Below are 13,912 nucleotides of genomic sequence, written 5' to 3'. Positions count from 1 at the left end.
GTTTTTAAATTTGAAGGTTAGTTTTTAATTCTGTAATTTCTTTTGTGGTTGAGGCGTTAGTAAAGGATCGGTTGGAGTTTTACTAGGCTCAATAGGTTTACGGGTTTTGTCTACGATGAGAATTCCGTTAGGAGTAACATCCAGTACTTTAATAATGGTCCCTGTTTTTAATGGGGTTAATGCATCTGTAAGGGCATCTAATTCTCTTAAAGAACCTTGAACTCTAATGCTTACTTTTCCCATTTTAGAGCGGTCTGCACCGATGGTTAAATAGACTTCTCCCACGGCATTAAGTGCGTTTTTATAGTTTAAGGTGCCACTATCTGATAGTTTGCTAATAAAGAAAAAGAGTGCCGCCATAATTGCCATCATAATTAATCCAGAAAACACGGATATCATTAGGGTTACCGGAGTTGAGAGTCCGGCGTCTATACACGCAATGCCACTCCAACCAAAAATGGTAAAAAAGCCGACAAGGTTTTTAAAGGATATGAATTGAAACCCGGCTTCTAGATCGGCATCGATATCAGCGTCTACATCTGTATCTCCTCCGGCGAAGGCCATAATCATTACCACTGTAAATATTAGCGAGCCTGCAATGGCTAGCATCCAATATATTTTGGGTAGAAATTCTAAATTTGAAAACCATTCTGCCATAAGATTCCGTATTAAATTTGAGTTACTAAAGGTACAACGATTGTAAGATTATACCATCTTAATTTTGAAAGTAAATCTGTGACACCATTACCATCTTTAAAGGGGTTTAAATCTTTAGTGTTTTCCGTTTCTTGTGTTTGAAGGCAGCGCTTCAAATTGGGATAATGGATTTTGTTTTGATGGTTATTACTGTATGGTTGTTTTTATACGTTTGGAGCCTCAAGGGAGTTTTGAGATTTAGACGACTTTCAAGGTATTAGTATCTTGTGGGTGGGTTTTGTTACAGAAATTTTGGGAAATATTTTGTTTTTGGTGTTGTTATGGATTCCTGCCTTCGCAGGAATGACAGAGTTTGTTGGTTGGTGGAGGTTTATTTTTAAAACGAATTAGTTGGTGTAGGGTTTATGGGGTTGTTTTAGTGGTTTCGTTTTGTTGTGGATTCCTGCCTTCGCAGGAATGACAAGTGGTGTTGAATTGGGGTTTGGTTATTGGTTGTGGGTTCTTGCCTTTGCAGGAATGACAAAGCGGGTTGTTGCTGTTGTTGTTGGTTTAGTTCTATAAAGAATTAGAGGGTGTGAGACTAATGGGTGGTTGTTTTAGTGGTATAGTATTTTTGTGGATTCCTGCTTTCGCAGGAATGACAGAGTGGTGTTGTAGGTGGTGGTTTGTTTTTAGAACGAATTAGTTGGTGTAGGGTTTATGGGTGGTTGTTTTAGTGGTTTCGTTTTGTTGTGGATTCCTGCCTTCGCAGGAATGACAGAGTGTGTTGTTATTTGTTATGTATTAGCTTCAATGTCTACGGTTTACCTGCTTTTGCAGGAATGAGAACGCGCATTGAATTTATATTGAGGTATTTACGGTTTTAGATATTATAAAATAGTATTCATGTATTATTTTTTAGTCTTTTGTCATTCCTGCGAAGGCAGGAATCCACTAGGTTTCTTGATGTTGATTTTCTTTAGAACTTTATATAATTAGTAGTTTTTGGAATTATAGAAACTGTTTTGAGCTGAGTTGTGTTGTTTTGGATTCCTGCTTTCGCAGGAATGACAAAGTGTGTTGTTGATGTTGGTTTATTTTTAAAATGAATTAGCTGGTGTTATACTTCTAGGAGTTGTTTTAGTGGTATAGTATTTTTGTGGATTCCTGCCTTCGCAGGAATGACAGAGTGGTCTTGAATTTGGGTTTGGTTATTGGTTGTGGATTCCTGCTTTTGTAGGAATGACAAAGTGGGTTGTTATTTGTTATGGATTAGCTTTGATGTAACTGAAGGTATATTTGATTTCGAAGGAATGACAAATTATTAAAGGAATTTGTAGCGCATACCAAATAAGACGTTGCTTGGTGGCATTGGTGTGAAACCAGATTCTATATAATCGGCATTAAAAATATTGCTTGCGGTTAGTGAAAGCTCTACTTGTTTTAACTCTAAGATTATAGAGGCATCCCAAACATTATAGGTTTGTCCTGTGGTGCGTTCTGCATATTTGTAAACGATGCTTTGACGTATATTTTTAAATAACTGCGTGCTTAAACGTGAGGTGTAATGGTGTTTTAAGGTGTTTAAGGCGTAACGGGATAATTCTTCGTTTTGTTCTAAAATATTATCATCTAAAAAGGCGTATCCAAAAGCAATGGTTTGGTTATAACTGTTGAGCTTAAAGTTATAAGCAGCATCAAATTCCCAACCTTTAGTGTTAACTTCTGCAATGTTGGTTGCTGTGAAAATTTCTTCAACTGTATTTGGTCTCACGTAATCTATTAGGTTTGTGGCATCTCTATTAAAGATAGATAAACTCGCTCTCAATTTTTGAGAATGGTATTTAATACCGATTTCTTGCGCAAAGGCTTCTTCTGGTTCTAAATCTTCATTTCCGTTGGTTCTTGGATCACTGTAATATAAATCTGTATAGGTTGGAATCCTGTAGGTGAATCCAATATTTCCGTAAGCTTTAAGGTTGTTGGTAATATCAAAGCCAACATCTAATCCTGGAAACGCATTAAACTTAAAATCTGAAAAGTACGTTACAGCAACGCCAGGTGTAATATCTAAACGGTTATCGATAAATTGAAATCTGTGTTCTAAAAACAAAGTGGTCATAAAACGGTTGCGATCTCCTAGATTATTACTTTTTAAATAGGTTTTAGAGATGTCTATTCCAAATCCTGTAATCCCTAATTCAGAGGTGTAAGAGGCGTTAGCTTCGGCACCCATTTTATTAGAAATATGAAGGTTTCTAAAAAAGTTAGGTTCAAAACGTTTGAGAAGAAATAGATCTTGATTCCGTTTCCAGTATACGCGTGGTTGAATTTTGAAGTTTTTAGATTGAAACTTCGTGGTGAATGCGATTAAACTGTTTTGGGTTTCTTCGTATTCGTTATAAGCAGGGTTGGTGGTGTAAAAGTTTTCAGCACCAAATTTACGTTCAGAAAATGTGGCAATCATTTCAATGGCTTGGTCTTTTTTGTTGAAGACACTTTTTAGGAAATAATTAGAATTGTCATAATCTGAATTGTTTCTGTACCCTTCAGAGGTCATTTTCCCTGCGTGGATGATGTGTGATGAGTTTTCTAATTCCGTACCAACGGTTGCAGAACCATTAAGTTGTCCGAAAGACCCGGTTTCAATATTCGCAGAAACTGAGTTGTTTAGTGTTGATTTTGTTACAATATTAATCGCCCCTGTAAACGCATTCTGTCCAAATACGCGCGCTGCAGGTCCTTTTATGATTTCGATACGTTGAATTACTTCTAGAGGTAAAGCCGCATTTAAGGTGTGGTGTCCTGTTTGCGCATCGTCCATTTTAATACCATCAATTAATAAGAGGGTTTGGTCGAAACCACCACCTCTGATGAATAAATCGGCTTGACTTCCGCCAGTACCACGACGTCTAATATCTACTCCCGCGATTTGCTGTAAAACCTCTACAACCGTTACTGCAGCACTATTTTTAATATCTGCAGCTGTCATTATATTAATAGTTCTTGAGTTTTCTTTGAAGGGTAGATCGATACGTGTTGAGGTAATGATCACTTCTTTTAGCGAATCCGTTTTGATCACCGGAGGTTTCTCTTGAGCATTTAGTTTAAAAATGCTAGCTGCAATAAGGGTATAAAGTAAGACTGTATTTTTCATCTGTTTGAGTTTTGCAACGGTTGCTGTTGCATCATTTAATTTTAACGCTACAAAAGTCGTAACTTTCCGGACGATTAAAGTAGTCCAGTTTTAAAACAATGAATAGTCCGGTTAATCACATTATAAAACAACTTGTCACCTTTGACAAATCGCTAGTGCAACCTGTTTATATTCAAGTTTCGCAACAAGTGATTAACGCTATACAACGTGGTTACCTGCACAAAGGTAGTAAGTTACCCGGAACTCGTGTGTTCAGTGCGCTCTTAAATGTACATCGTAATACCGCTGTTGCGATTTATGAAGAATTGGCCTCCCAAGGTTGGGTAGATATTATTGCTAATAAAGGCACTTTTGTATTGGTGCCCGAAGCCTCTACAGCAACCATTAAAGCCACATCACAGCCCATAAACGAGGCGTACACATCTTCTAAAGTAGCCGGTTTTCCTTTTGAGCAATCTTTTCATTTGGCATCCACAGCAGAAGAAACACGAGCGAAGTTTACGATTAATGATGGTCAACCCGACTTGCGTTTGCATCCTGTGCATGAATTTTCGAGATGGTATAGTGCGGCTATGAAACGTAAGCCCTTACTTAATAAATGGAACAAACCAACGGAGTTAACGCCTTCGGTTTTTAGTACACAACTCTGTAATTATTTAAATGCCACGCGTGGGTTTCATATTACGCCTAGTAACTTAATTAATACGCGCAGTACAGCAATGAGTCTATATATTGTGTCTCAGCTGTTAATCAAACAGAACGATTTGGTGCTCGTTGGTCAGTTAAGTAATTATGCGGCCAATATGATTTTTCAGCAAGCCGGAGCTACGATTAGAACCATCCCTATAGATGATGAAGGTTTAGATGTGGATTATATAAAGACTCACTTCTTAAAAGGCAGTATACGCTGCGTGTATATCTGTGCACATAGAGATTATCCAACCACGGTAACGTTGAGTGCTAAGCGTCGTTTGCAATTATTACAAATGGCAAAAACCTATGGATTTGCGATTATTGAAGATGATTATGATTATGATTTTCAGTTTGAAGGTTCGGCGATGTTGCCTATGGCCAGTGCTGATGCTGGAGGTATGGTTATTTATTTGGGTAAATTAGGACAATCTTTATTTCCTAGTATTCATACCGGGTTTGTGGTGGCGCCCGAAAACTTTATTTCTGAAGCCAAAAACTATTTACAATTATTAGATAAACAAGGAGATTTAATACAAGAGCAGATGTTATCTGAATTGATTTCTGAAGGTGAAATATACCGCCTAAAGAAGAAAAATATTGTGACTTATAAGCAACGTCGTGACCGTTTGTGTTATTATTTGGCAGAATATTTTGAAGGTATTATTACTTGGGAGGTTCCTTTAGGAGGTTTGGCGCTATGGTTGCAATTTGTAGATACTATTTCTTTAGTTAAATTGGCTGAAGAAGCTGAGAAACTCGATTTATTTCTGCCTAAAACCATTTTATATCAAGATAAGCATACTTGTGCTATTCGTTTTGGTTTTGGACATTTAAATGAAGCCGAACTAGAAACTGTTATTACAACGTTGAAAAGCGCTTATACTAACGTCCTTAATCTTTAATAGGAAATTCTGTGTTGCAATCCTCACATTTGTATTGGTAGCGTGCGCTGAAGGGCAATGTAAAGAATAAGAGGCCAATTAGAAACGACATCAAGGATTTGAAACTATTAATGGTGGTGTACATTTCAATATGTTCCCCTTTACAATTGGGACAAATAATAGGGTTGCCTTCATTGTCTACAGAATAAGCTTTGATTGCTTTTAAAATGGCTCGTGCTTGTTCTTCGTCTTTGGCAAGTACTTTTAATTTTACGCCTCCAATGGCTTGACTTACTAAAGGGTCTGTGTCTATGGTAAGATTATCTCTTAGAAAGACTTCAATACCATCGGCTTCTAATCTACCTTTTGCTATTTGTGCTTCTGTAGAATATGGATATCTGGCTATGGTGACGAAGGTTTCTTGCATGAGGTAAAGGTACTATATTCTTGTGGAGACCTGTCAGGTTTTTAAAACCTGACAGGTCTAATATTAAAATTATCTTTTCTAATAGTTTATTATTGTTTATCGATAATTTTTATATATTTGTTATCGTAAAACGATAATTATGAATTCTGCAAAAACACTTTATACGATACTAAATGTTATTATTTTTCTTATTCTAATGAGCATTGGTTTAGGGATTTTCGTTTTATCAATGATTCTCTTTGATGTCAAACAAGATTTTATCGGTTTAAAATATGATGCATTAACTTTTAAAACGGAAAGAATGCTTTATGTTTTCACCTTTTTAGAGCTTTTGGTTTATGTTGTTTTTGTTGCTGCGCTTTGGGAATTAAGAAAGGCGACAAAATTGTTATTAAAAAAAGATTTTTATAATACCGAACTTATAAGTGGCATGTTTAATTCCGGAAAACTTATGATTCTTTCTTCAGTCGCTTTATGGTTTATTGATGAGATTAGCAATATGTTTTATAAACGGCAAGTTTTAGTTGGTTTAAGTGAAAAAACATTGGTCTATTTATTAATAATTGCGATGGGGTTATTTTTAATGCTAATGAGTACTGTACTTAGAGATACTAAGATTATAAAAGAAGAAAACGATTTAACGATATAATTATGCCCATAATAGTCAACTTAGACCTCATATTAGCCAAACGTGGCATGAAGAGCAACGAACTTGCTGAAATTGTGGGTATCACAACCGCAAATCTTTCCATTTTAAAAACAGGAAAGGCAAAGGCCATTCGGTTTTCTACTTTAGAAGCGATTTGTAAGGCTTTGGACTGTCAGCCTAGTGATATTTTAGAGTATGTGGAAGATTAAAGGTTTTAAAAATTAGTACCTTGGGTGTCTAAAAAATTGAATAGATGCGAAGCCTAATTTTATTACTGTCTTTTTTATGTTTAGTGAATTGCAAAGACGATACAACTTCTGAAACAGAATTAACAACTACAGGAAGTTCAAATTATATCATTTCGTTTGAAAATGCAGTGCATCATGAAGCTCAAATCACGGCTACGTTTAAAGGTTTAAAATCCGGTGAAGCCACATTTAGAATGTCGAGAAGTTCACCAGGACGCTATGCTATTCACGAATTTGCTAAGAATGTTTATAACGTAAAGGTTACAGACGGGAAGGGTAATGTTTTAGAAACGACACGTCCAGATCCGTATTCTTGGAACGTGAACAATCACGATGGCACTATAATAGTCAATTATACTTTATACGCTAACCATGGTGATGGTACTTATGCGCAAATCGACGAGACGCACGCCCATCTTAATATGCCAGCGACCTTTATGTATGCTCCGAGTTTGGAAAATGATAGCTTCAATATTGAATTTAAACGACGCGAAGATTTAAATTGGAAAGTGGCTACGCAGTTAAAGCTTGTAGAAGGTAATAGTTATTCCGCTGATAACTTACAGTATTTTATGGATAGTCCAACCGAGATCAGTGACCATATGGTACGTTCGTTTGAGGAGGATGGCCAAAAGGTGAATTTTGCTTTACATCACAATGGAACCGCAGCAGAATTTGATGATTATTTTGAAAAGGTCAAAAAAACAATCCTACAACAAAAAGCCGTTTTTGGCGAATTACCAACTTTCGATTACGGAGAATACACATTTTTAGGCTGTTATATTCCTAATGCCACAGGAGATGGTATGGAACACCGGAATTCTACTATCGTCACCAGCACACGAAGTTTAGCTGATGGAGCCGATCGTAATATTGGTACTGTTAGTCATGAGTTTTTTCATTGCTGGAATGTAGAACGTATACGACCAGAAAGTTTAGAGCCCTTTAATTTTGAAGAAGCTAACATGAGTGGTGAGCTTTGGTTTGCTGAAGGCTTTACTAGTTATTATGATGATTTAACCTTAACCAGAGCTGGACTTATAGTACAGGAAGATTATATAAAAGGATTGACAGGAACTTTTAATTACGTGTGGAATTCTCCAGGACGACAGTTTTTTAATCCTATTGAGATGAGCTACCAAGCACCGTTTGTAGATGCGGCACGTTCTGTAGATGATATCAATCGCGATAATACGTTTATATCCTATTATTCTTATGGAAGTATGTTAGGCTTGGCTTTAGATTTATCACTTAGGGCAGAAAAATTGAATCTAGATGATTACATGAAATTGGTGTGGAATACCTACGGAAAGACTGAAAGGTATTATACCATTGCGGATTTACAGCAAACTTTAAAGGATTATGCTGGTGCTGAATTTGGTGATGCTTTTTTCAACAATTACATTTATAAAAGTGGCATGCCAGATTTTGAAACCTTGTTTAAAACGGTTGGTGTGCAATTACAACAAAACACAGAACAGCCTGCTTTTGGATTGCGTTTAAAAAACCAAGTGATTACAAGTAATACGCTAGTCGGTTCCGGAGCTTATACCGCAGGACTTGAAAAAGGAGATAAATTACTTAAAATTGATGGTGTTGATATCAATGAAGCATCAGATTTAAATAAAATTTTAGGAACTGTAAAACCGAATCAAACCGTCGATGTGGTTTACGAGCGCTTCGGAAAGCAACGCACTGTAAAACTCACTTTAGATGCTGATACGTCTTATGCTATTTCAAGTTTAGATGAATTATCTGAAGGAGAGAAAGCAAATCGTGAGGCTTGGTTGGGTGCGAAGTAAAATTATTGACGTCGATTAGCCAATAAAGGAGGCGGTTCTCCATTAAACGGGTTAAAACGGCTAATGGTTTTAGCTTCTAATCCTGCAGCACTCATAACGACTCTATCTCCATAACGTTCGCGCATTTTGTCCATGGCATTGGTTAGGTTGAGGTGAATTTCGTTGTCTTCAAAAAGATTCACTTGATGCCCTCCTTCTACTAAATGACTAAATTTTACGCCAATTAATCGTACTAAAAGTCTACGATGGTATAGTTTTTTAAACAAATCTAAGACCACAGGAATAAGCATATGGTCCATAGCACTAAATGGAATGCGTTGTTGTTGTGTGTAGGTCTGAAAATCTGAATACCGAATTTTAAACGTCACACAAGCCGTTAGTTTATGACCACGACGGAGTTGGTAGGCTAAGTTTTCTGCCATAGCAACAATCATCCCTTTTAATTTGGCAACATCTGTAGTGTCTTGATTAAACGTACGCTCTGTAGAAATAGATTTACGCTCGTGGTATTGCATTACAGGAGAATTGTCTATGCCATTGGCTTTTTTCCAAATCATTAAACCGTTTTTGCCTAATACTTTATGCATAAGTTGCATGGGCATTTCTTGTACGGTTTGTATACGCTTTACGCCTAAGTCACACAGGGTTTTATAAGTCACATTGCCAACCATAGGAATCTTTTTAACCGAAAGTGGAGCTAGAAATGGTTTTTCATCACCTGGAAGGATTCTGATTTCGTTGTTGGGTTTGGCTTCACCAGTCGCAATTTTAGACACGGTTTTGTTAAGCGATAAGCCAAATGAAATAGGTAAACCGGTTTCTCTAATTATTTTATGGCGGAGTTCTGAAGCTAGTTTGTGGCAACCAAAAAATTTATCCATTCCGGTGAGATCCATATAAAATTCATCGATTGATGTTTTTTCATAAAGCGGCACACTTTCTTTAATCACATCGGTAACGTCATTTGAGAATTTAGTGTAAATCCCAGAGTTGCCTCTAAGCACAATGGCTTCTGGGCACAATTGTTTGGCCATACGCATTGGCATGGCAGAATGCACACCAAAGGTGCGCGCTTCGTAACTGCAAGACGCTACAACACCTCTGTCGCTTGTGCCACCAATGAGAATCGGTTTTCCATTGAGACTACTATCCATGTGTCTTTCGCAGGACACAAAAAAGGTGTCGAGATCCATGTGTACGATGTTGCGGTTGTTACTCATTTTTAGTATTATATCTTTTTAAAATTTTAATATTATTAATGCTTCTCGATACAATTTACTCGTGCCTCACAAATTCACTCGAAGTGACGCCATGTTATTCTTTAAAATGTTTTTAGTTATACCTACAATGTTTTAGAAACCTTGCAGGATAAAATGCTTCTCGATACAATTTACTCATGCTTCGCAAATCACTCGAAGTGACGAAATGTTGTTTTTTAAAATTCCTTAACTGATGGCTCTTTTCAAATCGGTAAAACTTCGTTTATTTTGAAACGTAGGATTCAAAGATTTTACCGAGTAACGTGGATCTTCAATAATTGCCAAGCGTTCCATTTTTGAAACTTCAATCGTAACACAATCAAACTCTACCATGACTTTGCCTATGATGCTATAAATCCCTTTTCCTCTAAATGGATATTTGGCTACAGTAGGAGGGAAATGAACCGTATCTATAAAATCACCATCACGATCTAAGAACGTTCCAAAATGCATCATTTTACCATTCGATGTTTTGGTGTTTTTTGTGGTAATCAAGTAACCTTCAATGATAATAAGTTTGTTTTCTAGTTGTTTTAAGTGTTTAGCGCGTAAATTACTAATCGAATGTTGTTCTAATAAATAAAATGGATTACAAATGGGAAATCCTAACAATTCAATCGAATCGAAAGCATTTTCTAAGTCTGTACTTGGCAATTCTGGTGTATTATAGTTAATCCGTTGGGTTTTAAATAGTGTCATCACCTCGTCTTGTACTACCGTTTTACTAATTTTTAAATGCGCTTCCCAAAGCAATTCACGTTTGTTAATTGTTGTAAACCGAAAGGCATTGATTTTAATTAAAATGGATATCTGTTCTATAGAAATGGGAACTCGTTCTATAAAATCATCTAGCGATTGAAAGTGGCCATTTTTTTCGCGTTCATTCAGTATACGATTGATGGTTTTAGATTCTAAAGATTGTAAAAACATAAAGCCTAAGTAGATCGTTTTCTCTTTTATAATGGTTTGTGTAAACGATTTATTAATACATGGAGCTTCAATGATACCATTGTGCATTCTAGCTTCGTGAACATAAAGTTCTGTGCTGTAAAATCCACCGAAATTATTAATAGTTGCGGTCATGTATTCTAGAGGATAGTAAGCTTTTAAAAATAAGCTTTGATAACTTTCAACAGCATAAGAAGCCGAATGCCCTTTGGCAAACGCATAGCCAGCAAAACTTTCAATTTGTCGCCAAATATCGGTCACTAAAGCTTCGGGTTTGCCATCGTTTATACAATTGTCAAAGAATTTTTGTTTCACTTTATCAAACTCGTCTCGTGATCTAAACTTTCCAGACATACCACGACGCAGCATATCCGATTCTCCCAAATCTAAACCTCCAAAGAGGTGTGCAACTTTAATGACATCTTCTTGATAAACCATAATTCCATAGGTTTCTGGCATAATTTTTTGCAACACAGGATGTGCTTCTTTTCGTTTTTCGGGATAACGATAGCGTAAAATATATTCGCGCATCATGCCACTTTTAGCCACGCCAGGCCTAATGATAGAACTTGCTGCCACCAAGCCCAAATAATTATCGACTTGTAATTTTTTTAGGAGCATGCGCATGGCTGGAGATTCTACATAAAAACAACCAATGGCTTTGGCATGTCGTAGCAAATCCTTTATGCGTTCGTCTTTTTTAAACCCTTTTATATCATGAATATCAATAGGCGGTTGGTCGCTATAATTTTCGTCAATAATTTCTACCGCTTCTTTTATTTTTCCTAAACCACGTTGACTCAGAATATCGAATTTATAAAGTCCAATATCTTCTGCAACGACCATATCAAATTGCGTCGTCGCAAACCCTTTTGGAGGCATAAATGTGGCACAATACGAATGGATGGGTTGTTCTGAAATTAAAATTCCACCAGCATGAATGCCTAAATAATTGGGGAAGCCTTCAATATAGGTACTGTATTTGATGACGAGTTGCGATAATTGATCGAGCTGATTAGTACTGTATTTTCCTCTAGTGAGTTTATCCATTTCGGACTTTGGTAAGCCAAAAACTTTCCCTAATTCGCGAATAGATGCTCTAAATTTAAAGGTGTTATACACCGCAATAAGTGCTGTGTGTTTAAAAGTGTTGAAAATATAGGTGGTAATATCATCTCTATCTCGCCAAGAAAAATCGAGATCAAAATCTGGTGGATTCTGACGGAAGAGATTAATAAAACGTTCAAAATATAAATCGAGTTCTATAGGATCTACATCTGTGATTTGTAATAAATAGGCGATAATACTATTGGCACCACTACCACGACCAACGTAATAATAGTTTTTATTTCGGGCGTATTCTAAGATTTTCCAGTTGATGAGAAAGTAGGATACGAAGCTTTTTTTTTTAATGATATCGAGCTCTTTTTCAATACGATCATAAACTTTTTGTTCAACGTCTGTTCCGTACCGATAGTTAATGCCGTTGTAAGTTAGTTTCTTTAATAATTTATAATCTGAAGTTTCGTTTTCAGTGAGGCATTTTTGGTTTTTGGGTGTGGTATTTTCAAAATCAAACGTGGTGGTACAATCTTCTAAAAGTTTCTCAGTATTATTGATGAGGTTTGGGAATTCTGAGTAGGTTTCGCAGAGGTCGTTATACGGTAGCATCATATCGCTTTCTTTACCTTCTTCAGATTTTGGTAGTTTACTTAACAAGGTGTTATTTGCAATAGCACGTAGTAAACGATGGGTGTTGAACCCTTTTTTATTCTGAAAGGACACTGTTTTTAGGACCACGAGTTTATGTTTGAATTGATTCCATTTTGAAAATTTAAGTCGATTAAGATCTTGAGGTGTAATGCCTAAAAACTCATTAGGTTTTAATTCGAAATCTATGTCGTTTTGATACGGATAAATCACGAAACAATCGTCTAAATCTTCATCTGGGCGTTCAGGAATTTGCAAATTGTGATTGTGAAGAAATTTAGACAGGTAGGTATTAATGTTTTTAAATCCTTGGTTGTTTTTTGCTATAAGAATAAATTGTTGCTGTGCTCCATTTCTAAAATCGACTCCAAGCACTGGTTTTATTTTGTACTTTTTTGATAAACGCATCACGTCCATACACGCAGACGTACTATTGATATCGGTTAACGCAAGGGTTTGAACGCCGTTTTCGGATGCAATAGCAAGGAGCTGCTCTGGTTTTATGGTTCCGTAGCGAAGACTGTAGTAGGTGTGACAATTTAAATACATAAATAAAAAAGCTAGACTGTAAAATTAGCTACTATATGTAGTTTTTATTGCTTACATTTGTAGTAATATTAAATAAAAAAGATTCCCACTTTCTTGGGAAATAAATATGAAACCCATACAAGCCAACATAAAACATTTACGCTCGCTAAGGAAGCTATCTCAAGAGCGTTTTGCTGATGAACTTAACTGGACACGCTCTGTTGTGGGTTCTTACGAAGAAGGGCGTTCTGAGCCACCAATAGACCGTTTAATAGACTTGTCTAACTTTTTTGATATTCCTATTGATATTTTGGTAAAGAATGATCTACGTAAAGCAAAAGATACGTCGTTTATAGAAGTAGGGAATAAGCGTGTATTGTTTCCTGTGACTGTAAATGAGAATAATGAAGATCTCATTGAAATTATACCTACAAAGGCCTCTGCAGGTTATTTATCGGGTTATGATGATCCGGAATATATAGAGCAGCTTCAAAAAATTAAATTGCCGTTTTTGCCTACAGGCACGCACCGCGCATTTCCTATTAAAGGAGATTCTATGTTGCCTGTAAAAGATGGGGCTTTTATAGTCGCCAAATTTACAGAAGACATTACTGATGTTAAAAACGGACGGACTTATATTATCTTAACTAAAGATGATGGTTTGGTTTATAAGCGTGTTTATATTCCAGAAGGAGATACGAGGAACTTATTATTAAGTTCAGACAACAAAACCTATCAACCGTATTTAGTGGCTCGTGAAACGATTTTAGAAATTTGGGAATTTACCTGTTGCATCAATACCCAAGAATATGATGAAAAGGAATTAAAACTGAGCAGTATTATGATGCTATTTCAAGAATTGAAAGTAGAATTAGAAGCTGTAAAGCGCATGTAGGTTATTAAAAATTAGAACGCTTTGCTGTTAGAACAAAGACACAAGACTTGAAAGTGACTAACTTATAAAAATTTAGAGT

The 13,912-nt window shown here is 36.3% G+C and carries 12 protein-coding genes; 6 read left to right on the top strand and 6 right to left on the bottom strand.

Annotated elements, in window-relative coordinates; all coding sequences use genetic code 11:
• Nucleotides 1–24 precede the first annotated feature (24 nt).
• Nucleotides 25–564, bottom strand: coding sequence for a hypothetical protein (locus tag HM981_RS13600; RefSeq protein ID WP_317167179.1), 540 nt, complete (start codon nucleotides 562–564; stop codon nucleotides 25–27).
• 104 nt (nucleotides 565–668) lie between these two features.
• A complete protein-coding gene (locus HM981_RS13595) occupies nucleotides 669–812 on the bottom strand; it encodes a hypothetical protein (protein WP_179339352.1) in 144 nt (47 codons plus the stop codon).
• A 274-nt stretch (nucleotides 813–1,086) separates the two neighbouring features.
• Between HM981_RS13595 and HM981_RS17545 the strand changes: the two genes are divergently transcribed.
• A complete protein-coding gene (locus HM981_RS17545; RefSeq protein WP_262890191.1) occupies nucleotides 1,087–1,218 on the top strand; it encodes a hypothetical protein in 132 nt (43 codons plus the stop codon).
• A gap of 742 nt (nucleotides 1,219–1,960) precedes the next feature.
• Here the strand turns inward: HM981_RS17545 and HM981_RS13590 are convergent.
• Nucleotides 1,961–3,793, bottom strand: coding sequence for a TonB-dependent receptor plug domain-containing protein (locus HM981_RS13590; protein WP_179339351.1), 1,833 nt, complete (start codon nucleotides 3,791–3,793; stop codon nucleotides 1,961–1,963).
• A 98-nt stretch (nucleotides 3,794–3,891) separates the two neighbouring features.
• On the opposite strand from HM981_RS13590, the gene HM981_RS13585 reads away from it, so the two are divergent.
• Nucleotides 3,892–5,388, top strand: a complete 1,497-nt coding sequence (locus HM981_RS13585; RefSeq protein WP_179339350.1) for an aminotransferase-like domain-containing protein — start codon at nucleotides 3,892–3,894, stop codon at nucleotides 5,386–5,388.
• Here HM981_RS13585 and HM981_RS13580 read toward each other — a convergent pair.
• Nucleotides 5,378–5,794, bottom strand: coding sequence for a putative signal transducing protein (locus tag HM981_RS13580; RefSeq protein WP_179339349.1), 417 nt, complete (start codon nucleotides 5,792–5,794; stop codon nucleotides 5,378–5,380). The two genes, HM981_RS13585 and HM981_RS13580, sit on opposite strands and share 11 nt — an antisense overlap.
• A 139-nt stretch (nucleotides 5,795–5,933) precedes the next feature.
• Here HM981_RS13580 and HM981_RS13575 point away from each other — a divergent pair, with 139 nt between their 5' ends.
• Genes HM981_RS13575 through HM981_RS13565 form a run of 3 tightly spaced genes read left to right on the top strand, consistent with a single transcriptional unit; the run spans nucleotide 5,934 to nucleotide 8,493 of the window.
• Nucleotides 5,934–6,443 (top strand): hypothetical protein, encoded by a 510-nt coding sequence (locus HM981_RS13575; protein ID WP_179339348.1) that lies wholly within the window; start codon nucleotides 5,934–5,936, stop codon nucleotides 6,441–6,443.
• A 2-nt stretch (nucleotides 6,444–6,445) separates the two neighbouring features.
• Complete coding sequence (locus HM981_RS13570) at nucleotides 6,446–6,652, top strand: helix-turn-helix domain-containing protein (RefSeq protein WP_179339347.1); 207 nt, start codon at nucleotides 6,446–6,448, stop codon at nucleotides 6,650–6,652.
• 44 nt (nucleotides 6,653–6,696) lie between these two features.
• Nucleotides 6,697–8,493, top strand: a complete 1,797-nt coding sequence (locus HM981_RS13565; protein WP_179339346.1) for a M61 family metallopeptidase — start codon at nucleotides 6,697–6,699, stop codon at nucleotides 8,491–8,493.
• Nucleotides 8,494–8,495: 2 nt separating this feature from the next.
• On the opposite strand, the gene dinB is transcribed toward HM981_RS13565, so the two are convergent.
• On the bottom strand, nucleotides 8,496–9,713 hold the full coding sequence (gene dinB / locus HM981_RS13560; protein ID WP_179339345.1) for a DNA polymerase IV: 1,218 nt from the start codon (nucleotides 9,711–9,713) through the stop codon (nucleotides 8,496–8,498).
• A gap of 225 nt (nucleotides 9,714–9,938) precedes the next feature.
• Nucleotides 9,939–12,959: a DNA polymerase III subunit alpha gene (locus tag HM981_RS13555; RefSeq protein WP_179339344.1), complete on the bottom strand. Its 3,021-nt coding sequence runs from the start codon at nucleotides 12,957–12,959 to the stop codon at nucleotides 9,939–9,941.
• 106 nt (nucleotides 12,960–13,065) lie between these two features.
• Here HM981_RS13555 and HM981_RS13550 point away from each other — a divergent pair, with 106 nt between their 5' ends.
• On the top strand, nucleotides 13,066–13,833 hold the full coding sequence (locus tag HM981_RS13550) for an XRE family transcriptional regulator (RefSeq protein WP_179339343.1): 768 nt from the start codon (nucleotides 13,066–13,068) through the stop codon (nucleotides 13,831–13,833).
• Nucleotides 13,834–13,912 lie beyond the last annotated feature (79 nt).

Origin of the sequence: Winogradskyella ludwigii (assembly GCF_013403985.1) — a bacterium.
Classification (GTDB): domain Bacteria; phylum Bacteroidota; class Bacteroidia; order Flavobacteriales; family Flavobacteriaceae; genus Winogradskyella; species Winogradskyella ludwigii.
This window is presented reverse-complemented; position numbering and strand designations above follow the sequence as displayed.